This is a genomic window from Achromobacter sp. ISS7, from assembly GCF_056523125.1.
Genome location: NZ_JAWRZD010000001.1, coordinates 3,108,988 through 3,128,623, shown reverse-complemented (window position 1 = coordinate 3,128,623; position 19,636 = coordinate 3,108,988). Strand labels below are relative to the sequence as shown.

Here is a 19,636-nt window from a genome sequence, read left to right as displayed (position 1 = left end):
CGAAAAGCGCATGAGGGCCCGGCGAAAGCCGGGCCCTGATTCTTTCTTGCGCACCTTTTCCCCGGGGCCGCGCTGTTTCATGAAATTTTTCTTACAACGCGCAGTCCGCGCCGTCCGGGAACGTCTAGTAACAAGCAGAAGCTGTAGACGCGGGTATGCGGGCAGAAAGCCGTAACAGGATTGTCGCAAGCGCGCTGCACGGTAGCGGCCGGTGCCAGACCGGCTATCACACAAGGAACTGAGTGCATCGCTATGCATGATTTCGAGAGCAGGGGCGGCGCGCTGCGCGCCATGATGCGCAGCGCGCCGGGAGCGGTGGTGCTGGCGTTGGCCGCGAACGTGGCCTGGGCGCAGCCGGCGCCGGCCGCGCAGGAGGCGCGTCGCGTCAACATCAACGAATACATCGTGCGCGGCAACACCGTGCTGGACGCGCGCGATATCGAGAAGGCCGTCTATCCCTACCTGGGGCCGGACCGCACGCTGGCCGACATCGAGTCGGCGCGCGAGGCCTTGCAGACGGTCTACCAGGAACGCGGCTACCAGTCCGTGTACGTCGACCTGCCCGAGCAGCAGGTGGCCGACGGCATCGTGTTCCTGCAGGTCGCCGAAACCAAGGTCGGCCGCGTGCGCGTGGTGGGCGCCAAGCACTATTCGCCGCTGACCATCCGCGACGAGGTGCCGGCGCTGCAGGAAGGCGAGGTGCCCAACTTCAACCAGGCGCAGGCCGAGCTGACCAACCTGAACAAGGGCGCCAGCCGCCAGGTGGTGCCGCTGGTCAAGGAAGGCCGCATCCCGGGCACCATGGACGTCGACCTAAAGGTCGAGGACAAGAATCCCTGGCACGCCAGCCTGGGTCTGAACAACGACTACAGCGCCGACACCACGCGCCTGCGCAGCACGGCATCGCTGGGCTACGACAACCTGTGGCAGCTGGGCCATTCGGTCAGCCTGACGTTCTTCACCGCGCCGCAGGAAACCGACAACGCCAAGGTCTGGTCCGGCTCGTACTCGATGCCGCTGGACAAGCAATGGAGCCTGCAGTTCACCGGCTACAAGAGCGACAGCAACGTCGCCACCATCGGCGGCACCAACGTGCTGGGCAAGGGCTACTCGTTCGGCATGAGCGCCATCTACACCATGGCGCCGCAGGGCGACTGGTACAACTCGCTGTCGGTCGGCCTGGACTACAAGAAGTTCGACGAGACCACGCGCTTTGGCGGCAACGAAGACCTGATCCCGCTCAAGTACGTGCCGTTCACGTTCTCGTACAACGGCTACCGCTATTCCGAGGCCTCGCAGAGCAGCGTCGGCCTGTCGATCGTCGGCGCCAGCCGCTCGTTCTTCGGCCTGGGCAGCGACTGGAAGGAATTCGACGACAAGCGCTACCGCGCCAGCCCCAGCTTCGCGCTGCTGCGCGGTGACGGCACCCACACGCAGAACCTGTTCGGCGACTGGCAACTGGGCCTGCGCGCCGGCTTCCAGCTGTCGTCGGGCGCGCTGGTCTCGAACGAGCAATTCTCCGCCGGCGGCAGCACCAGCGTGCGCGGCTACCTGGCCGCCGAGCGCACCGGCGACGACGGCTTCCTTGGCTCGGTCGAGTGGCGCACGCCGTCGCTGGCGCGCTGGCTTGGCAGCAACGTCAACGAATGGCGCTTCTATGCCTTCGCCGACGCGGCCACGCTGCGCCTGCGCGACCCGCTGCCCGAGCAGGATTCCAGCTATTCGCTGGCCAGCGTCGGCCTGGGCACGCGCCTGCAGGTGCTGGACTGGCTGTCCGGCTCGCTGGACTGGGGTTATCCGCTCAAGGACGGCCCCAACACCAAGAAACACGATCCCCGATTGAACTTCAGCGTCCGCGCCAGCTTCTGAGCGCGCGCGAAACCGTATTTACCCCGGAGTCCTGACCATGCAACGCTTATTGATGCTCCTACTGACCGTGCTGGCCGGCATACTGCCGTCCGCCGCCAACGCCTGGTGGCAGCCTGACTGGCAGTACCGCAAGCAGATCACCGTCGACAGCACGCCGCAAGGCTCGCCGCTGGGCGGCGCCGCGGGCCGCACGCCGCTGCTGGTGCGCCTGCATACCGGCAACTTCACCTTCGACGGCATCAACGAGAAGGGCGCCGACATCCGCTTCGTGGCCGGCGACGACCAGACCGTGCTAAACCACCAGCTGGAAGCCTTCGATCCGCTGCTGGGCATGGCGCTGATCTGGGTCGACCTGCCGGAACTGGCCGACGGCCAGCGCCAGGACATCTGGATGTACTACGGCAACCAGAAGGCCCCGGCGTCCGCCAACGGCCAGCTGACGTTCGACCCCAACTACACGCTGGTCTACCACTTCGACGGCGCCGCTGGCGCGCCGCCGCGTGACACCACCGGCAACAGCAACAACGCCCAGACGCCCATGGCCGCCGCGGTCGACGGCGTGATCGGCCGCGCCGCGCAATTCGCCGGTGGCGCGCCGCTGATGCTGCCCGCCAGCCCCTCGCTGGCCGTGCCCGCCGCGGGCGCCTTCACCTTCAGCGCCTGGGTGCGCGCCGACCAGCCGGCCGGCGAACAGCTGGTGTATGCCCGCCGCGACGCCGGCAACGCGCTGCTGATCGGGATCAACCAGGGCGTGCCCTTTGTCGAAGTGAACGGCCAGCGCAGCCAGCCCGGCCAGTCGCTCACGCCCGCCGCCTGGCAGCACCTGGCCGTGACGGCCGACGGCAGCCGCGTCACGCTGTACGTGAACGGCCGCGCCACCTCGTCGCTGGCCGCCAGCCTGCCGCCGCTGAACACGCCCGCCGCCCTGGGCGGTGACGTGCCGGCCCCGGCCGTGGCCGCCGCGCCCGCCGCCACCCCCGCCAATGGCGAAGCCGCCGCGCCGGCCGAAGCGGCCGCCGCCCCGGCGCCGCACGTGTACGCGCCGTTCGTCGGCGCCATCGACGAAGTGCGCCTGTCGCGCATCGCCCGTCCCGCCGCGCTGATCCTGGCCGACGCGATCTCGCAGGGCGCCGAATCGCGCCTGGTGGCCTACGGCAGCGACGAGGAACAGTCGGGCTTCGGCTTCGGCGGCCTGGGCTTCCTGCTCAAGGCGGTGCCGATCGACGCCTGGGTCATCATCGCCATCCTGGTGCTGATGATGGTGCAGTCGTGGATCATCATGATCCGCAAGAGCCGCAACGTGGCCCGCGTGGCCCGCGCCAATGAGGTCTTCCGCGAGTCCTTCGCCAAGGTCGGCCAGCGCCTGGAACTGCTGGCCGACGACAAGGCCCTGGCCACCCGCCTGGAGCACGCCTCGCTGTGGCGCCTGTACCGCGTGGCCATCAATGAAATCCGCACCCGCCGCGAGCAGGGCGCCGACACCAGCTCGATCTCGGCCGCCACCATCGAGGCCATCCGCGCGTCGCTGGATGCCGTGCGCACCAAGGAAAACCAGCTGCTGGGCGCCAAGCTCGGCGTGCTGTCCAACGCCATCGCCGGCGGCCCGTACATCGGCCTGCTGGGCACGGTGCTGGGCATCATGGTGGTGTTCCTGGGCACCGCCATGGCCGGTGACGTGAACATCAACGCCATCGCCCCGGGCATGGCCGCCGCGCTGCTGGCCACCGCCATGGGCCTGTTCGTCGCCATCCCGGCGCTGTTTGGCTACAACCGCCTGATCTCGCGCAACAAGGAAGTCAGCGCCGACATGCGCGTGTTCGTCGACGAATTCGTGACGCGCCTGGCCGAAGTGCATGGCGAAAGCCAGGCCCAGGAAGCCGCCCACCACAGCGCCGCCCGCGCGCCCGCCGCCAGCCGTCCGGCCGTGCGCGACGCGCAGCCGGCCGCCGCCGAAGCATAAGGAGAGGATTGCCATGGCTTCCGTATCCGCTTCCCAGGACGATGACGACGACGCGCCCGTGGACGGTATCAACATCACGCCGCTGGTCGATGTGCTGATGGTCGTGCTGGTCATGTTCATCCTGACCGCCACGGCGCAGATCGCCGGCATCAAGGTCAACCTGCCCAAGGCCAGCTCGTCCATCGCCCTGTCGCAGCCCAAGACCAAGGCGATTTCCGTCAACGACGCGGGCCAGGTGTTCCTGGACGCCTACCCGGTGACCCTGCCCGAGCTGGAAGACCGGCTGCGCACGGAGAAGGCACTGAATCCCGACTTTCCGGTGATCGTGCGCGGCGACTCCGCCGTGCAGTACCAGAAGGTGGTGGAAGTGCTGGACCTGCTGCGCCGGCTGGAACTGGCCCAGGTCGGGCTGGTCACCGGCAAGCCGAAATAGGGGCCGAGGCGACTGTCATGCCGCACCACGCATCCGATTCCCCGCGCACCCCCCATCCCGCGCGCCGCTGGCTCAAGCTGGCGGCGGTGGCAGTGGTGTTGATCGCGGCCGCCTACGCGCTCTGGCGCTGGGCCAACGACATGGCCGGGGTGCGCCGCGACGCGCCCAAGGTCACCGCGATCATCCCGCTGCCGCCGCCTCCGCCGCCGCCGCCCGAGCCGGAAAAGCCGCCGGAGCCCGAGCAGCCCAAGGAAGAGCCGGTGGCCACGCCCGAACCCGAGCCGCAGCCCACGCCCGAACCGCCCAAGCCGCAAGACGAGGCGCCGCCGCGTCCGTCCGACGACCTGGCCAACCCGATGCAGATCGACGGCGATGCCCAGGCGGGCAGCGACGCCTTCAACATCGGCGCCGGCCAGGGCAAGGGCATGGCGGGCGGCGGCGGTGGCCGCGCCGGCAACGCCACCTACAGCCAGTACCTCGCCTACGCGCTGCAGAAGATCCTGCGCGAAGACGAGCGCACGCGCAATCTGACCTTCCGCCTGCAAGCCAACATCTGGCTCACGGCCAGCGGCCAGATCACGCGTGTCGAACTGACCCGTTCCAGCGGCGATGCCGACGTCGACGCCCGCGTGGTGGCGGCGTTGCGCGCGGTGCCGGGCCTGGATGAACGTCCGCCGGCCTCGGCCAGCATGCCGATCCGGGCATCGCTGACCGGCCGCCGCCCCTCCTGAAGTGCTGAATTGAACCGATCCTGGAGTGCCAAGAGAATGAAGTTCCAATTGAACCGGTTGGCGGCATCGCTGGCCCTGGCCGCGGCGGGCGCCGCCGCGCTGCCCGGCGCCGCCACCGCCGCGCCCGCCCCGTCCGAGAACGCCACCATCAACCTGATCCGCCTGCTGGTGCAGCAGGGCGTGCTCAAGGCGGACCAGGCCGAAGCCCTGGTGGCCCAGGCCGAAGCCGAGGCCAAGGCCGCCCGCGCCGCGCCGCAGGACCGCGGCGGCGCCGTGGCCCAGGCCGGCGACGTGCGCGTGCCCTACATCCCGCAGACCGTGCGCGACCAGATCCGCGACGAGGTCAAGGCGGAAGTCATGGTGCAGGCCAAGGAAGAAAACTGGGCCCAGCCGAACACCTTCCCCGACTGGGTGTCGCGCATCACCATCGACGGCGACGTGCGCGTGCGCGACGAATCGCGCCTGTACTCGGGCAGCAACAGCAATGAAATCGTCGATTTCGCCAAGCTCAATTCGAAGGGTCCGTACGACCTGAACCGCAACACCAACAACAACTACCCGCCGATGCTGAACACGCGGGAGGATCGCCGCAACCAGCTGCGCATCCGCGCCCGCCTGGGCGTGCGCGCCGAGATCTCGGAATCCTGGTCGGCCGGCATCCGCCTGGCCACCGGCAGCGACGACAGCCCGGTCTCGACCTCGCAGACCCTGGGCGGCGGCATGGGCAAGAAGGACATCTGGCTGGACCAGGCCTACCTGACCTACCGCCCCGCCAAGTGGGCCACGGTCACGGGCGGGCGCATCGCCAATCCGTTCGAGTCCACCGACATGCTGTTCTCGAACGACCTGAACTTCGACGGCATCGCCGCGATCTTCAAGCAGCCGCTGGAAGGCCGCGACGTGACGCTGTTCGGCACCCTGGGCGCGTTCTCGACCGAGTACGGCTCGAACGGCTGGAACTCCTCGTCGTTCTCGGAAGGCAAGAGCGAGGACAAGTGGCTGCTGGCCGCGCAGGCCGGCGCCGACTGGAAGATCGACAACCGCAACAGCGTGCGCGGCGCGCTGGCCTACTACCACTTCGACAACATCGCCGGCAAGCGCTCCAGCGCCTGCTCGCCGTGGGCCGGCCAGGAAAACTGCGACACGGACTGGTCGCGTCCGGCCTTCATGCAGAAGGGCAACACGCTGTTCCTGCTGCGCAACATCACCTCCAACCCGCTCGATCCGGCCAACACGCCGCAGCCGCAGTACGTCGGCCTGGCGTCCAAGTTCGACCTGCTGGACCTGAACCTGCGCTGGGACACGCGCGTGTTCGACGGCCTGGGCCTGCGCCTGAACGCCAACTACATCCGCAACCTGGCCTACAGCAAGGGCAAGATGTGGAAGCGTTCGGAAGGCAACATCGTCAACAACTTCGGCGAGAATGGCGAAGTCGAGAGCGGCCCCAACGCCTGGATGCTGCAGGCCACGCTGGGCCGATCGTATGACCTGAAGGAAAAGGGCGACTGGCTGGCCTTCGTTGGCTACAAGTACATCCAGCCGGATGCGCTGCCCGACGCCTTCAACGATTCGTCGTTCCACCAGGGCGGCACCAATGCCCGCGGCTACTACATCGGCGGCGGCTATGCCTTCGACAAGAACGTGTACGGCGTCCTGCGCTGGATGAGCACGCGCGAGATCTACGGCGCGCCGCTGTCCATCGACACGATGCAGTTCGAGATCAACGCCAGGTTCTGAGGCCATGGACATGCATACCTTATGGGATGAATTGCGCCAGCCTCAGGCGCTGGGGCGCGGCCGGCGGCTGGCCGCCGCCGCGGCCCTGTGCGCCGCGGGCCTGAGCGTGGCGGCGCCGGCACAGGCCGAGAGCATGGAAGAGCGCCTGCGCGCGCAGTTGCGCAGCACCACCCAGCAACTGCAGCAGCTGCAGAGCGAGCAGGCCCAGGTCAACGCCGCCAAGGCCGCGGCCGAGGCCCAGCGCGACGCTGCCCAGAAAGAGCTGGAGGCGCTGCGCGGCCAACTGGCCAAGGCCAAGGGCCAGGCCGACAAGCTGGCCGAGCAGCAGGGCGCCGTCATGGAAAGCGCGCAGGCGCAGGTGGCCGCCAGCCATGCCCAGCTGGGCAAGTTCAAGGGCGCCTACGACGAGCTGTTGACGCTGTCGCGCGCCAAGGAAGCGGAACGCCAGACCCTGGCGCGCTCCCTGGCGCAGCGCGAGACGGAGGCCAAGGCCTGCGTCGCCAAGAACCGCGAGATGTACGAGGCCGGCAAGGAGATCCTGAACGCCTACGAACGCATCGGCACCGGCGGCATCCTGGCCATGAAGCAGCCGTTCGCCGGCAGCGCGCGGGTCAAGTTCGAGGAGCAGGCGCAGGCATACGGCGACAAGCTGTATGACGCGCAGGTCGGCGCCACCGCGCCCGCCGCTGCGCCGGCCCAACCCTGATATTGCAAGACCTGTCTTATTTTTTTCATCTAGGAAACCTGTAATGACCGACTCCAGCCTGATTCTCGACGTCAACGCCGAACGCCTGCAGGACCTGCTGCAATCCGCCGGCTACCGCGTCACCGTGTCCGAGCAGAACGGCATGGTGCAGCTGTTGAGCGCCAGCCAGGGCGTGGGCTTCGCCGCCCGCATGGGCAACCCCGCCGCCGAGCCCGGCCGCTACCTGGACTACACGTTGAGCTGCGCGCTGCGCGTGCAAGGCGAACTGCCGGCCGGCCTGGCCGACCGCTGGAACGTGGAAAAGCGCTTCGCCCGCCTGACGGTGCAGGGCGTGTTCCTGGTGCTGGAACTGGACGTGATCCTGGCCGGCGGCGTGTCCGAGAACTACCTGCGCGCCACCGCGGAACTGTGGGATCGCCTGCTGCAGGAATTCCTGCTGTTCCTGCGCGCCAACGCGACCGCCGAGGCCGGCGCTGAAGACGCCGCCGCCGCAGAACCGCAGGAAGAAGCCGCCACCGAGGCGGCGAACTGATCCATCCGCCAGGCACGGGGCCTGGCGTTCGGGACGGCGACGTCCCCAACCCGGCCGCCGTTCCCGGCGAATGGCGCATTCAAGCAAGCGAGGTTTCGACCATGAAGATTCTTTCCAACCAGCCCGCCCGGTTGCGGCTGACGGCGGCGGTGCTGCTGATCGCGGTGCTGGCCGGCGCCGTGGCGCTGATGCGCGGCAATCCGGCCCAGAGCAGCGAGTCGACGCCCGCGCCGGCCAAGGCCGCGGCCGCGCCCGCCAAGGCCGGCGCCGCGGCCGCGCAAGCCGCGCCGGCAACGCCGCCCGAGGCCAAGGGCCCCGCCGTGGCCACCCTGGGCGCGGTGCAGGTGGACCGTGACGAACTGGTGCGCCAGATCCAGGCGCTGCCGCCCGAGGCCCGCGCCCAACTCAAGGGCGACCGCGCCGCGCTCGATCAGTGGCTGCGCGGCCGCCTGGCCGAAAAAGCGCTGGTCGAGCAGGCCCGCGCGCAGGGCTGGCAGGACCGTCCCGAGCTCAAGCGAGCCTTCCAGGCCGCGCAGGAACGCATCGTGCTGCAGACCTACCTGGATTCGGTCAGCCGCGCGCCCGACGACTATCCGGGCGAGGCCGACCTGCAGGCCGCCTACGAGCGCGCCAAGCCGCAACTGGCGCAGCCGGCGATGTACCGCGTCAGCCAGATCTTCCTGCCGGCCGCGGTGGGCGACAGCGATGCCGTGGCCGCCGCGCGCAAGCAGGCGCAGGACCTGGTCAAGCGCGCCCAGGCGCCCAAGGCCGACTTCGCCGCGCTGGCCAAGAGCTATTCGCAGGACGCCACCACCCGCGCCCAGGGCGGCGACATCGGCTATGTGCCGCTGTCGCAGCTGACGCCGGAAATGCGTCCGGTGATCGAGCCGCTCAAGGCGGGCGAGGTGGCGGCGCCGGTGCAGTCGGCGGCGGGCTTCCACATTCTCAAGCTGGTGGATCTGCGCGCGGCCAGCGTCGCGCCGTACGAGCAGGTGAAGGACGCGTTGCGCAGCGCGCTGCGCACCCAACGCCAGGAATTGGCGGCGCGCGCATATCTGGAGGGGTTGCTGAATGCAGGAACCGTCAGCATTGATGGTGCGGCCCTCAATGCCGCCTTCGACCAAACCGCGGCTGCCGCAACGGCCCAGCCGGCCCTCGCCGCCCGCGCCGCGCCCTGAGGCGGCCGGCATCGCCGCGGCGCTGGAGGCGCGCCTGAGCCAGGCCCTGGGCCAGGCCGGGCCGCCCGCCAGCCTGCAGTGCGCGGCGGCCTTGCTGCAAGCCTTGCGCGCCACCTTCGCCGGCGACCTGCTGCACTGGCTGGCGCTGGTGCCGCAGGGGGAGCCGGGCAGGCCGCGCGACCCCAACCGCGACCACAGCCTGGACCTGGCCGACCTGCGCGTGCTGTACCGGGCGCTGCGGGTGGCGTGGCTGGCCGAGCTGGTGTTCGGCGGCGCCGACGGCGCGCGCCGCTGGCTCTGCAGCCCCAAGCGCCGGCTGCACGGCCGGGTGCCGCTGCTGTTGTGCCAGCACGGGCGCTACGCCGTCCTGATCGAGCAGTGGTTGATCAACATCGACGAAGGAAACGGCCCATGACCGCGCTCTGGCGCTTGAGCAACAGCCAGGACCTGATGCCGCGCGCCCGCCCCGCGGGCCGCTGGCATGCCGCCGGCGCGGCGGTGGTGGTGCTGGACGCCACCCCCGCCGCCGCCGTGTTCGCGCGCCTGGCGCAGGCCGAGGTGGCGCATCCGCGCGCCTTGCCGCGCAACTACTTCCTGCTGGAAGTGGTGGTGCCGGCAACGGCCGTGGCCGAGCCGCGGCCGCCGGCCGGCTGGCAGACCGACCTGCAGGCCTCGCGCGCCTTCGGCAACGCCTGGCTGGCGCGCGGCGACGCGCTGCTGCTGAAAGTGCCGTCGGCCGCCGGTGGCCACCAGTACCTGCTGAACGCCGACCATCCGCAGCTGGCGCAATGCCAGATCGTGTCGTCGCTGGGGTATCCGTTCGCGCCGTACCTGGCCGGCATCGACGACGCGGTGCTGGACGGCGCCGGCTGGCTGGCGTCGGCGCGCGATTGAGGCGCGGACGGGCTGGCGGGCGGGGGGGCCTTCGCCCCGGGGACTAGAATAGGGCGCATCCGTTTCTCCCCGGGAGCCCACCGTATGACCGCCATTCCCGCTGCCCCGACGCCCGGCGCAGCGCTGCCCGCCGTGACCGCGCGGGTGGACATCGTCTCGATCCAATCCCAGGTCGTCTATGGCTGCGTCGGCAACAACGCCGCCATGCCGATCTTCCGCCAGGCGGGCCTGCGCGCCATCGCGCTGCCCACCGTCATCCTGAGCAATACGCCGCACTATCCGACGCTGCATGGCGGCGCGGTGCCGCTGGACTGGTTCGAGGGCCTGTTGCGGGGGCTGGACGAGCGCGGCGTGACGCGGGTGGCGCGGGCGGTGGTCTGCGGCTACCTGGGCCAGCCCGGGCAGGCGGACCTGCTGGCGCAATGGCTGCCGGCGCTGCGCGCCGCGCGGCCGGACCTGCGGGTGCACATCGACCCGGTCATGGGCGACCGCAACGACGGCCTGTACGTGGATGCCGGCCTGGTGGCGCAGTACCGCCGCAAGCTGGTGCCGCACGCCCACGGCATGACGCCCAACCATTTCGAACTCGAGCAGATGGTCGGCCGGCCGCTGGCCTCGATCGACGAGGTCGCGGCAGCCGCGCGCGAACTGATCGCCGAAGGCCCCGACTGGATCGTGGTCACCAGCGCCGCGCCGCTGGCGGCCGCGCCCGGCACGCTGCAGCTGGCCGTGGTGACGCGCGACGCCTGCGAGGTGCTGAGCCATCACGAGATCGCCATTCCGCCGTCGGTGCATGGCACCGGCGACGTCTTCATGGCCGCCATCACGGCCCGGCTGCTGGCCGGCGACGCGCTGGTCGAGGCGGCGCGGGCGGCCGCGGCGGCGGTCACCGGCGCCCTGGCCCGCACGCGTGAGCTGGGCTGGGAAGAGCTGGCGGTGGATGGGTGACCCCGGCGGGCCGCATCAATACGTCTTGTACGGCAGGAATTTGCCGCTCATCACGATCTGCACCCGGTCGCCCTTGGGGTCGGCCTCGCGCGTCAGGTCCATCCTGAAGTCGATGGCGCTCATGATGCCGTCGCCGAACTCCTCGTTGATGAGCGCCTTGAAGGTGGTGCCGTAGACGTTGATCAGCTCATAGAAGCGGTAGATCAGCGGATCGGTGGGCACGCTGGTGGGCAGCGAGCCCTTGTAGGGCACCACTTGCAGCTGCACCACCGCGTCGGCGGGCAGGTCCAGCAAGCGGGCGGCGGCCACGGCCTGTTCCTCGGTCAGGGTCATCTGGCCCAGCAGGGCGGCGGTGGTCCATTCCTTGCTCTGGCCGACGGCCTCGGCGATGGCGGCCCAGGACAGTTTCTTTTCCAGGCGGCGGGTAACGATCAGTTCGGTGACTTCGGCGCGGGACATCATGGGGGTTCACTCCTTGTGGGAAGCCTTGTCGACCAGGAAGTCGACGAGATGGTTGCGGATTTCGTAGTAGCGCGGCTCGTGGTGCAGGCTGGCCCGGGTGCGGCCGCGCGGCAGGTCGACCTCGACGGACTCGGCGATGCGGGCATGGGGGCCCGCGCTCATCAGCAGGATGCGGTCCGACAGCAGGATGGCCTCGTCCACGTCGTGCGTGATCATGAAGACGGTCTGGCGCGTCTGCTGCACGATGGCGCGCAGTTCGTCCTGGATGGTGCCGCGCGTCAGCGCGTCGAGCGCGCCGAAGGGCTCGTCCAGCAGCAGCATGCGCGGCTGGATGGCGAAGGCCCGGGCGATGCCCACGCGCTGCTTCATGCCGCCCGACAGCTCGCAGGGCTTCTTGTCGGCGGCGCGCGCCAGGCCGACCATGTCCAGGTAGCGCAGGCTGTGCTCGCGCACCTGGCCGCGGGAATACTGTGGCCAGCGCGAACGCACGCCGAATTCGACGTTCTGCAGCGCGCTCAGCCAGGGCAGCAGGGCGTGCGCCTGGAACACCACGCCGCGCGCCAGCGACGGGCCGGCGATCTCGCGACCGTCCATGATGACGACGCCTTCGCTGGCCTCGTCGATGCCGGCCAGGATGTTCAGGATGGTGGTCTTGCCGCAGCCCGAGTGGCCGATGACGCAGACGAACTGGCCCTGCCCGATGTCGAAGTCGATGTTCTCGAACACCGGGGCGGCCGCCTGGCCGTTGCGGCCCGGGTAGCGCTTGGCCAGCGCCTGTACTTGCAGAAAGGGTTGGCTCATGGCGTTCACTCCCGGTAGCTGACCAGGCGCGCGGCGCGCGCCAGCACGGTGTCCAGCAGCATGCCGATCAGCCCGATGAACAGGATGGCGCAGATGATGTTGGCGATGGACAGGTTGTTCCATTCGTTCCACACGAAGTAGCCGATGCCGGTGCCGCCGATCAGCATTTCGGCCGCCACGATCACCAGCCAGGCGATGCCGACCGAGATGCGCATGCCGGTCATGATGGTGGGCGCGGCCGCCGGCAGGATGACCTGCAGGGCGGTGCGCAGCCGCGGCACTTCCAGCGTGCGCGCCACGTTCAGCCAGTCCTGCCGCACGTTGCCCACGCCGAAAGCCGTGTTCACCAGCATCGGCCAGAGCGAGCAGATGAAGATCACGAAGATGGCGGAGGTGTCGGCGTCCTTGATGGTGTAGAGCGCCAGCGGCATCCAGGCCAGCGGCGAGATCGGCTTGAGCACCTGGATGAACGGATCGAAGGCGCGGTAGACCGTCTTCGACATGCCGATCAGGAATCCCAGCGGAATCGCCGCCAGCGCCGCCAGCAGGAAGCCTGTCAGCACCCGCGCCACCGAATACGCCAGCTGCACGCCGATGCCCTTGTCGTTCGGACCGCGGTCATAGAAGGGATCCCGCAGGTGCTGCCAGAGCCGGGCGCCGACCTCGGCCGGGCCGGGAAAGGGCGTCTGCGAGCCGCTGGCGGCGGCATTGCCGACCAGCGCCGCATAGGCCGGGTCGACCGTCGCCGCGCCGGCGGCGGGGCGGGTGGCGACGTGCCACAGCAGCAGGAACAGCAGGAATAGGGTGACGGACAGGAAGGTCGCCCGCCAGGGTCGCTCGGCCTGCATCAGGTCCTCCGGATCTTGAAGCCGGCCAGGTAGGCCTCGGGTTCGGCGGGATCGAAAGGCTTGCCCATGATGCTGAAGGTCTTGTTGGCCTCGGCGGGCGGGGTCAGGCCGGCCTCGCGCATCAGGCGCACCGCGTCGGTGGCCAGGAAGACCTCGCTGGCGATCTTCTGGTAGTCCACGTCGCCCTTGACCTGGCCCCAGCGCTTCATCTGCGTCAGGATCCACACCGCGAACGAACCCCAGGGCATCGGATCGAAGTCGATGCGGTCCGGATCGGTCAGCACCTTGCCCAGGCCGTCGGCGTAGGTGCCGGTCAGCACCTGCTCGACCACGGTGACCGGCTGGTTCAGATAGTTGGGCGCGGCGATGGCGGTGGCGATCTCCTTGCGATGGGCGGGGGCGCGGGCGTAGGCGGTGGCCTCGATGATGGCCTTGAGCAGGGCCTGGTAGGTGTTGGGCTGGGTGGTCACGAATTCGCGGCTGGCGGAGAACGCGCAGCACGGATGGCCGTCCCAGATCGCCTTGGACAGGGTATGGATGAAGCCCACGCCGTCGTACACCGCGCGCTGGTTGACCGGGTCCGGCGCCAGGAAACCGTCGATGTTGTCCGCGCGCAGGTTGGCCACCATCTCCGGCGGCGGCACGGCGCGGATCTGCACGTCGGTATCCGGATCCAGGCCATGTTCGGCCAGGTAATAGCGCAACAGGTAGTTGTGCATGGAGTAATCGAACGGCACCGCGAACTTGAAGCCTTTCCAGTCCTTCGGATCGCGCCGGTCCTTGTGCTTCATCGACAGGGTGATGGCCTGGCCGTTGATGTTCTCCACCGCCGGCATGGTCCACGGCACCGCGCGGCTGGCGCCCACGCCCAGCGTGATGGCCAGCGGCATCGGCGACAGCATGTGGGCGGCGTCGTATTCGCCGGACATGGCCTTGTCGCGGATCAGCGCCCAGCCGGCGGTCTTGACCACCTCCACGTCCAGCCCCTGCTTGCCGTAGAACCCCATGGGGTGCGCCATGATGATGGGCGTGGCGCAGGTGATGGGAATGAAGCCGACCTTCAGCTTGCGCTTCTCCAGCGGACCGCCTGATTGGGCAAAGGCCTCCTTGGCCGCGGCCAGCGGGAACAGCGCCGAGACCGCGGCCAGCGCGGTGCCGCCGCCCACCGCGCGCAGGAAGCGGCGGCGCAGCGCGTCCCGCGGGAACAAGGCGCGCATGACGGCGCCCTCCACGGCGCGGTCGAGCGCGCCGCCGTCCGCCGCCGCGCTCTCGGCGCGCGCGTGTTCGGCCTGGGATGCATGGCGGCCGCAGGCGCAGGCCAGGCGGCTGCCGGGATCGAACGGATTGCTGAACAGGGACATGGAAGCCTCCAGGGTTCGGAATGCCTCCATCTTGGCGTTCGCCGCCGCCGGCCGGTATCGCCGGTTCGACGATATCCGTGTAGGGGTCGCACTACATGGTGCGTGGTCGCGCCGGGCCGGTGCGCGTCCCGCTCAACGCGCACCCAGCTGGTGCGCGCGGGCGTATTCCACCAGCTCGACCAGCGTGCGCACGGCCAGCTTTTCGAAGATGCGGGCGCGGTACGTGGAAATGGTGTTCACCGACAGCGCCAGCTGTTCGCCGATGGCCGACACCGATTTGCCGGCCACCAGCAGCTGCAGCACCTGGAATTCGCGGTTGGACAGCAGCTCATGCGGCGGCCGCGTGCTGTCCTGGCGCACGGTGTGCGCCAGCAGCTCGGCCACGGCCGGCGTGACGTACATCCGGCCGGCCGCCGCATTGACCAGCGCCGCCAGCAGTTCGTCCGGGTCGCAGCCCTTGTTCAGGTAGGCATGGGCGCCGGCGCGCAATGCCCGCACCGCGAACTGGGATTCCGGATAGACCGACAGCATCACCACGCCCAGCGCGGGATGGTCGGCGCGCACCGTCTTGAGCACGTCCAGGCCGTCGCGTTCGCCCAGCGCCACGTCCAGCACCATGGCGTCGTAGCGTTCCTGGCGCAGCGCGCGCAGGGCGGCGGGGGCGTCGGCGGCCTCGCTCACCAGGCCGACGCGCGCGTCTTCCTGCAGGATGCGGGCCAGGCCGCGGCGGATGATGAGGTGGTCGTCGACGATCAGCAGGTTCAGGGGCATCGCGCCGTCTCCTCAGGCCGCTTGCGGGTTCAGTCGCAGGCGGGCGCACATGCCGGCGCCGGGCGCGCTGTCCAGCTCCAGGTCGCCGCCGATGGCGCGGGCCCGTTCGCGCATGCCCAGGATGCCGAAGGTCTGGCGCGTCTCGGGCAACTGCATGCCGACGCCGTCGTCCTCCACCGCCAGCAGCAGGCCGTCTTCGCCCCAGACCGCGCTGACGCTGACGCTGCGCGCCCGCGCGTGGCGCTGCACGTTGGTCAGCAGTTCCTGCACGATGCGGTAGACGGCGATTTCCGCCGCCGGCTCCAGCCGGCGGCGCTCGGTGTCGGGCGGGCACAGGTAGCGGCAGCGCAGCCCGCTGCGCGCCTGCAGGTCCTGCAGCAGGGTTTCCAGCGCCGCCCACAGCCCCAGGTGATCCAGCACCACCGGCCGCAGGTCGTTGAGGATGCGGCGGGTGGCGTCCATGGCCGTCTGCGTCACTTCCAGCATGCGGTCCAGGTGGGCCTGCAGGGGCGGTTCGCCCGCCAGTTGCCGGCGCAGCCAGTTCAGGTCCAGCTGCAGCGCGGTGAACGAGGCGCCCAGATCGTCGTGGATGTTGCGGGCGATGTGGGCGCGCTCCTCCTCGCGCAGCGTGCTCAGGTGCGAGGCCAGCCGCCGCAGCGATTCATGGGCGGCGCTCAGTTCGGCGGTGCGCACCTGCACCCGCGCTTCCAGCTGCGCCCGGGTGGCTTGCAGTTCGCGTTCGATGCGCTTGCGCGCGGTGATGTCCGAAAACGTTACCACCGCGCCCACCACCTCCTGGTCGTTGCGGATCGGATACGAGGCATACTGGGCGTCGAAGCAGGAGCCGTCGCGCCGCCACAGCACCTCGTCGTCGACCCGCTCGCCGCGGCCGTCGCGAAACGCCTTGAAGATGCGGCAATCGTGCACCGGCATCAGGCTGCGGTCGGCGTGCGAGTGGTGGATCAGATAGTGCATGTTGCGGCCCACCACCTCGTCCGGGGTGTAGCCCAGCATCGCCGCGCCGGCGCCGTTGATGAAAATGCAGCGGCCCCGCAGGTCGATGCCGTAGATGCCTTCGCCGGCCGATTCCAGCAGCATTTCCAGCTGGCGGCGCCAGGCCGCGTGGTGCGACAGGTGTTTCAGATCCGCGAACATAGCCGTTTGACGGGCCTGTCCGGCCCGTTTCCCCTGTTTCGGGCGATGTTTGCCCTGTTTTTCTGTCCGGGCAGTGTACGGCAGGCGGGTCCGTTTCAACGCATTTATCAAACACACCGTTCCGCCAGGCCGAACAAGCGGGGTCCGGCGGGCGGGTAAAATCCAGGGTTGTCCACCACGCTGGGAGCAAGAGTGCAGCCGGTCATATCAGTTCAGGGCCTATCCAAGCGATACGCCTCGGGATTCCAGGCGCTGAAAAGCGTCGACCTGGAAATCCAACGCGGCGAGATCTTCGCCTTGCTCGGCCCCAATGGCGCCGGCAAGACCACGCTCATCAGCATCATCTGTGGCATCGTCAACCCGACCGAAGGCCGGGTGCTGGCCGACGGCCACGACATCCTCACCGATTTCCGCGCCGCGCGCACCGCCATCGGCCTGGTGCCGCAGGAAATCTCCACCGACGCCTTCGAAAGCGTGTGGAACACGGTGACCTTCAGCCGCGGCCTGTTCGGCAAGCCGGCCAACCCCGAATACATCGAGAAGGTGCTGCGCGACCTGTCGCTGTGGGACAAGAAGGACAGCCGCATCATGGCCCTGTCCGGCGGCATGAAGCGGCGCGTGATGATCGCCAAGGCGCTGTCGCACGAACCCAAGATCCTGTTCCTGGACGAACCCACCGCCGGCGTCGACGTCGAGCTGCGGCGCGGCATGTGGGACATGGTGCGGCGCCTGCGCGAGAACGGCGTCACCATCATCCTCACCACCCACTACATCGAGGAAGCCCAGGAAATGGCCGACCGCGTCGGCGTGATCCGCAAGGGCGAGATCATCCTGGTCGAGGAAAAGGACGCGCTCATGGCCAAGCTGGGCAAGCGCCGCCTGACGCTGACGCTGAAGGCGCCGCTGCCGGGCATCCCGACCGCGCTGGAGCCGTTCCACCTGGAACTGTCGGCCGATGGCCGCCAGCTGGTCTACACCTACGACAACCAGGGCGGCGGCGAGATCTCCGGCCTGCTGCGCCGCCTGACCGAACTGGACATCGAATTCACCGACCTCAATTCCTCGGAAAGCTCGCTCGAGGAAATCTTCGTCAGCCTGGTGCACGGACAATCATGAATTTCTACGCAATCCGCGCCATCTACCGCTTCGAAATGGCCCGCGCCTGGCGCACGCTGATGCAGAGCGTGCTGTCGCCGGTGATTTCCACCTCGCTGTACTTCGTGGTGTTCGGCTCGGCCATCGGCTCGCACATGGTGCAGATCGACGGCGTCAGCTACGGCGCCTTCATCGTGCCCGGCCTGATCATGCTGTCGCTCCTGACCCAGAGCGTGGCCAATGCCTCGTTCGGCATCTACATGCCGCGCTTCTCGGGCACCATCTACGAGATCCACTCGGCGCCCATTTCGTACCTGGAGATCGTCGCCGGCTACGTCGGGGCGGCGGCTAGCAAGTCGATCATCCTGGGGCTGATCATGCTGGCCACGGCGCGCCTGTTCGTGCCGTTCGAGATCGCGCATCCGTTCGCGATGCTGGGCTTCCTGCTGCTCACGGCCATCACCTTCAGCCTGTTCGGCTTCATCATCGGCGTCTGGGCCGACGGCTTCGAGAAGCTGCAGATCATCCCGCTGATGATCATCACGCCGCTGACCTTCCTGGGCGGCACCTTCTACTCCATCAAGATGCTGCCGCCGTTCTGGCAGGCCGTGACGCTGTTCAACCCGGTGGTCTACCTGGTCAGCGGCTTTCGCTGGGCGTTCTATGGCGTGGCCGACGTCAACGTCGGCATCAGCGCCGCCATGACGCTGGTGTTCCTGGCGGTCTGCCTGGTGGTGGTGCGCTGGATCTTCAAGACCGGCTATCGCCTGAAGACCTGAGCCGTGCCTTGGCGTGGCCGCCCGCCAGGGCGGCCCGCATCCGGCCGGCGCATGGCGCCGGCGCGTGCTCGACGGCGTGTATTTGACGGCTCGATTGCTCGTTCGACGGCTCGATTACTCGGGCACGGGCGCCTGCCGCGCCAGCCCGCCATGGGCGTCCAGCAGCCGTTCGCGCCAGGCGGCCACGGGGTCGTCGGCCGCCAGCAGTTCCAGCGCGCTGGTGCAGCGCGCCCACATGAAGAAACCGAACACCGCGTAATCCGCGTAGGCCGGCTGCTGGCCGCCCAGGTACGGCTGCCGCGCCAGCATCTGGCGCAGCGGCAAGAGCGAGGCGCGCAGGGCCGCCAGCTGTTCCTCCTGCATGGCGGGCAGGTCTTCGAGCGGGCCGAAGCGCTTTTCGCGGGTGTGGCGGAAGTAGTCCTTGTCCTTGGCGTCGATCAGCGCGTGGATTTCCGGCAGCAGCAGCCGCGCCAGCGTCGGCACCAGCGTGGTGTCGGCCCAGCTGTTGGCGAACAGGCTCAGCGCGCGGCCGGTGTCGCCGCCGAACAGGGACGGGCGTTCGGGAAAGGTGTCTTCCAGGTAGCAGGCGATCTGCCAGGAATCGCTGATCACGTGGTCGCCGTGCACCAGCACCGGCACCAGCTTCTGGCCCGAGAATTCGATCGCTTCCTTGTCGGTGAAGCGCCACGGCACGGTATTGGCGGACAGCCCCTTGTGGGCCAGCGCCATGCGCGTTTTCCAGCAATGGGGGCTGAAGCGCAGCGTCGGATCGGCGCCGGCCAGGTCGTACAGGGTGAGATCGGGGGTCAAGATGCCGCGCTCCTTGGAAGTATCCCGGACAGGTTCGACTAGGATACCGCCAAGGCGCGGCGAAGCGGGGAAAAGGGGCGGGGCCTACTGTACGGTCGCGCCGGCCTTGCCCATCTTCATCAGGCGCTCCTTGAGCTGCGGGTTCTGCTGCACGGCCTGGCCGATGCCATTGAACTCCTGCACGGATAGCCCGTCGGCCTGCACCAGCTTGACCATCTTGGCGTCGGCTTCCTGGATCACCTTCTGTTTTTCCGCGTCGGTCTTGGCGGCATCGACCTTGGGTCGGTATTCGTCCACCACGCCCGACACCTTCTGCGAGGCGGACGCGAAGCGCTGCAGTTGCTGGTCGGTGGGTTGCACCGCGGCCGGCGCCATGGGCGTCTGGCTGGCGGGCGGGGCGTTCTGCGCCAGGACGGGGGCACCGGACAGCGCGGCCGTCAACGTGATGGCCGACAGGATTGCGGTTTTGGAATACGGCATGAAACCTCCTTGTTCCGGATGAATGTCCGACCATGATGGCAATGCACCCGGGGGGGCTTCAAGTTTCGCAATGTGTTTTCCTGTGT

General features: G+C 68.9%; 21 protein-coding genes. 13 read left to right on the top strand and 8 right to left on the bottom strand.

The window, feature by feature from the left end; genetic code table 11:
• Positions 1 to 252: 252 nt before the first annotated feature.
• From AC1HFW_RS14040 to pdxK, 11 genes are all read left to right on the top strand, one after another.
• Complete coding sequence (locus AC1HFW_RS14040; RefSeq protein ID WP_006390103.1) at positions 253 to 1,869, top strand: ShlB/FhaC/HecB family hemolysin secretion/activation protein; 1,617 nt, start codon at positions 253 to 255, stop codon at positions 1,867 to 1,869.
• A 37-nt stretch (positions 1,870 to 1,906) separates the two neighbouring features.
• Positions 1,907 to 3,829, top strand: coding sequence for a DUF2341 domain-containing protein (locus AC1HFW_RS14035; RefSeq protein ID WP_479283920.1), 1,923 nt, complete (start codon positions 1,907 to 1,909; stop codon positions 3,827 to 3,829).
• Between the two features lie 13 nt (positions 3,830 to 3,842).
• Entirely contained in the window at positions 3,843 to 4,262 is a 420-nt protein-coding gene (locus AC1HFW_RS14030; RefSeq protein WP_054431806.1) for an ExbD/TolR family protein, read from the top strand.
• A gap of 17 nt (positions 4,263 to 4,279) precedes the next feature.
• Positions 4,280 to 4,993, top strand: a complete 714-nt coding sequence (locus AC1HFW_RS14025) for a TonB C-terminal domain-containing protein (RefSeq protein ID WP_006390100.1) — start codon at positions 4,280 to 4,282, stop codon at positions 4,991 to 4,993.
• Between the two features lie 36 nt (positions 4,994 to 5,029).
• Positions 5,030 to 6,730, top strand: coding sequence for a putative porin (locus tag AC1HFW_RS14020; protein WP_479283917.1), 1,701 nt, complete (start codon positions 5,030 to 5,032; stop codon positions 6,728 to 6,730).
• Positions 6,731 to 6,740: 10 nt separating this feature from the next.
• Positions 6,741 to 7,436 (top strand): DNA repair protein, encoded by a 696-nt coding sequence (locus AC1HFW_RS14015; RefSeq protein ID WP_241073457.1) that lies wholly within the window; start codon positions 6,741 to 6,743, stop codon positions 7,434 to 7,436.
• A 43-nt stretch (positions 7,437 to 7,479) separates the two neighbouring features.
• On the top strand, positions 7,480 to 7,968 hold the full coding sequence (locus tag AC1HFW_RS14010; RefSeq protein WP_479283915.1) for a YbjN domain-containing protein: 489 nt from the start codon (positions 7,480 to 7,482) through the stop codon (positions 7,966 to 7,968).
• A gap of 101 nt (positions 7,969 to 8,069) precedes the next feature.
• The gene (locus tag AC1HFW_RS14005; protein ID WP_479283914.1) at positions 8,070 to 9,146 is read left to right on the top strand and encodes a peptidylprolyl isomerase; all 1,077 of its coding nucleotides are present in this window, start codon (positions 8,070 to 8,072) and stop codon (positions 9,144 to 9,146) included.
• Positions 9,076 to 9,561 (top strand): MbcA/ParS/Xre antitoxin family protein, encoded by a 486-nt coding sequence (locus AC1HFW_RS14000; RefSeq protein ID WP_061074022.1) that lies wholly within the window; start codon positions 9,076 to 9,078, stop codon positions 9,559 to 9,561. Before AC1HFW_RS14005 ends, AC1HFW_RS14000 begins: the two co-directional genes overlap by 71 nt.
• Positions 9,558 to 10,040 (top strand): RES family NAD+ phosphorylase, encoded by a 483-nt coding sequence (locus tag AC1HFW_RS13995; RefSeq protein WP_116522275.1) that lies wholly within the window; start codon positions 9,558 to 9,560, stop codon positions 10,038 to 10,040. Before AC1HFW_RS14000 ends, AC1HFW_RS13995 begins: the two co-directional genes overlap by 4 nt.
• An 84-nt stretch (positions 10,041 to 10,124) precedes the next feature.
• Entirely contained in the window at positions 10,125 to 10,988 is an 864-nt protein-coding gene (pdxK, locus tag AC1HFW_RS13990) for a pyridoxine/pyridoxal/pyridoxamine kinase (RefSeq protein WP_479283911.1), read from the top strand.
• A 15-nt stretch (positions 10,989 to 11,003) separates the two neighbouring features.
• Here pdxK and cynS read toward each other — a convergent pair whose 3' ends face one another.
• From cynS to AC1HFW_RS13960, 6 genes are all read right to left on the bottom strand, one after another.
• Positions 11,004 to 11,447, bottom strand: coding sequence for a cyanase (cynS, locus tag AC1HFW_RS13985; RefSeq protein ID WP_116522292.1), 444 nt, complete (start codon positions 11,445 to 11,447; stop codon positions 11,004 to 11,006).
• A 9-nt stretch (positions 11,448 to 11,456) separates the two neighbouring features.
• Complete coding sequence (locus AC1HFW_RS13980) at positions 11,457 to 12,251, bottom strand: ABC transporter ATP-binding protein (RefSeq protein ID WP_238890271.1); 795 nt, start codon at positions 12,249 to 12,251, stop codon at positions 11,457 to 11,459.
• Positions 12,252 to 12,256: 5 nt separating this feature from the next.
• Positions 12,257 to 13,099, bottom strand: a complete 843-nt coding sequence (ntrB, locus tag AC1HFW_RS13975; RefSeq protein WP_479283909.1) for a nitrate ABC transporter permease — start codon at positions 13,097 to 13,099, stop codon at positions 12,257 to 12,259.
• Positions 13,099 to 14,460 (bottom strand): CmpA/NrtA family ABC transporter substrate-binding protein, encoded by a 1,362-nt coding sequence (locus AC1HFW_RS13970; protein WP_479283907.1) that lies wholly within the window; start codon positions 14,458 to 14,460, stop codon positions 13,099 to 13,101. The genes ntrB and AC1HFW_RS13970 overlap by 1 nt, the downstream gene beginning before the upstream one ends.
• Positions 14,461 to 14,592: 132 nt before the next feature.
• Positions 14,593 to 15,231: a response regulator gene (locus AC1HFW_RS13965; protein WP_006390088.1), complete on the bottom strand. Its 639-nt coding sequence runs from the start codon at positions 15,229 to 15,231 to the stop codon at positions 14,593 to 14,595.
• Positions 15,232 to 15,243: 12 nt separating this feature from the next.
• Entirely contained in the window at positions 15,244 to 16,386 is a 1,143-nt protein-coding gene (locus tag AC1HFW_RS13960) for a sensor histidine kinase (RefSeq protein ID WP_006390087.1), read from the bottom strand.
• A 192-nt stretch (positions 16,387 to 16,578) separates the two neighbouring features.
• Here AC1HFW_RS13960 and AC1HFW_RS13955 point away from each other — a divergent pair, with 192 nt between their 5' ends.
• Together AC1HFW_RS13955 and AC1HFW_RS13950 are read left to right on the top strand one after the other, a co-directional pair.
• The gene (locus AC1HFW_RS13955) at positions 16,579 to 17,502 is read left to right on the top strand and encodes an ABC transporter ATP-binding protein (protein ID WP_479283905.1); all 924 of its coding nucleotides are present in this window, start codon (positions 16,579 to 16,581) and stop codon (positions 17,500 to 17,502) included.
• Positions 17,499 to 18,260 carry an ABC transporter permease gene (locus tag AC1HFW_RS13950; RefSeq protein ID WP_006390085.1) on the top strand — a complete coding sequence of 254 codons (762 nt, stop codon included), beginning with the start codon at positions 17,499 to 17,501 and terminating at the stop codon, positions 18,258 to 18,260. Before AC1HFW_RS13955 ends, AC1HFW_RS13950 begins: the two co-directional genes overlap by 4 nt.
• A gap of 114 nt (positions 18,261 to 18,374) precedes the next feature.
• Here the strand turns inward: AC1HFW_RS13950 and AC1HFW_RS13945 are convergent, their stop codons facing one another.
• Complete coding sequence (locus AC1HFW_RS13945) at positions 18,375 to 19,070, bottom strand: glutathione S-transferase family protein (protein WP_006390084.1); 696 nt, start codon at positions 19,068 to 19,070, stop codon at positions 18,375 to 18,377.
• Positions 19,071 to 19,154: 84 nt separating this feature from the next.
• Positions 19,155 to 19,550, bottom strand: a complete 396-nt coding sequence (locus AC1HFW_RS13940; protein WP_006390083.1) for a DUF4168 domain-containing protein — start codon at positions 19,548 to 19,550, stop codon at positions 19,155 to 19,157.
• Positions 19,551 to 19,636 lie beyond the last annotated feature (86 nt).

What these genes read in the sequence shown, in the direction of transcription:
- AC1HFW_RS13940 (WP_006390083.1), bottom strand. Translation starts at nt 19,550, where the DNA reads ATGCCGTATTCCAAAACCGCAATCCTGTCGGCCATCACGTTGACGGCC.
- AC1HFW_RS13980 (WP_238890271.1), bottom strand. Translation starts at nt 12,251, where the DNA reads ATGAGCCAACCCTTTCTGCAAGTACAGGCGCTGGCCAAGCGCTACCCG.
- AC1HFW_RS14030 (WP_054431806.1), top strand. Translation starts at nt 3,843, where the DNA reads ATGGCTTCCGTATCCGCTTCCCAGGACGATGACGACGACGCGCCCGTG.
- cynS (WP_116522292.1), bottom strand. Translation starts at nt 11,447, where the DNA reads ATGTCCCGCGCCGAAGTCACCGAACTGATCGTTACCCGCCGCCTGGAA.
- AC1HFW_RS13960 (WP_006390087.1), bottom strand. Translation starts at nt 16,386, where the DNA reads ATGTTCGCGGATCTGAAACACCTGTCGCACCACGCGGCCTGGCGCCGC.
- AC1HFW_RS13950 (WP_006390085.1), top strand. Translation starts at nt 17,499, where the DNA reads ATGAATTTCTACGCAATCCGCGCCATCTACCGCTTCGAAATGGCCCGC.
- AC1HFW_RS14015 (WP_241073457.1), top strand. Translation starts at nt 6,741, where the DNA reads ATGCATACCTTATGGGATGAATTGCGCCAGCCTCAGGCGCTGGGGCGC.
- AC1HFW_RS14000 (WP_061074022.1), top strand. Translation starts at nt 9,076, where the DNA reads ATGCCGCCTTCGACCAAACCGCGGCTGCCGCAACGGCCCAGCCGGCCC.
- pdxK (WP_479283911.1), top strand. Translation starts at nt 10,125, where the DNA reads ATGACCGCCATTCCCGCTGCCCCGACGCCCGGCGCAGCGCTGCCCGCC.
- ntrB (WP_479283909.1), bottom strand. Translation starts at nt 13,099, where the DNA reads ATGCAGGCCGAGCGACCCTGGCGGGCGACCTTCCTGTCCGTCACCCTA.
- AC1HFW_RS14025 (WP_006390100.1), top strand. Translation starts at nt 4,280, where the DNA reads ATGCCGCACCACGCATCCGATTCCCCGCGCACCCCCCATCCCGCGCGC.
- AC1HFW_RS14005 (WP_479283914.1), top strand. Translation starts at nt 8,070, where the DNA reads ATGAAGATTCTTTCCAACCAGCCCGCCCGGTTGCGGCTGACGGCGGCG.
- AC1HFW_RS13970 (WP_479283907.1), bottom strand. Translation starts at nt 14,460, where the DNA reads ATGTCCCTGTTCAGCAATCCGTTCGATCCCGGCAGCCGCCTGGCCTGC.
- AC1HFW_RS13965 (WP_006390088.1), bottom strand. Translation starts at nt 15,231, where the DNA reads ATGCCCCTGAACCTGCTGATCGTCGACGACCACCTCATCATCCGCCGC.
- AC1HFW_RS14020 (WP_479283917.1), top strand. Translation starts at nt 5,030, where the DNA reads ATGAAGTTCCAATTGAACCGGTTGGCGGCATCGCTGGCCCTGGCCGCG.
- AC1HFW_RS14040 (WP_006390103.1), top strand. Translation starts at nt 253, where the DNA reads ATGCATGATTTCGAGAGCAGGGGCGGCGCGCTGCGCGCCATGATGCGC.
- AC1HFW_RS14010 (WP_479283915.1), top strand. Translation starts at nt 7,480, where the DNA reads ATGACCGACTCCAGCCTGATTCTCGACGTCAACGCCGAACGCCTGCAG.
- AC1HFW_RS14035 (WP_479283920.1), top strand. Translation starts at nt 1,907, where the DNA reads ATGCAACGCTTATTGATGCTCCTACTGACCGTGCTGGCCGGCATACTG.
- AC1HFW_RS13995 (WP_116522275.1), top strand. Translation starts at nt 9,558, where the DNA reads ATGACCGCGCTCTGGCGCTTGAGCAACAGCCAGGACCTGATGCCGCGC.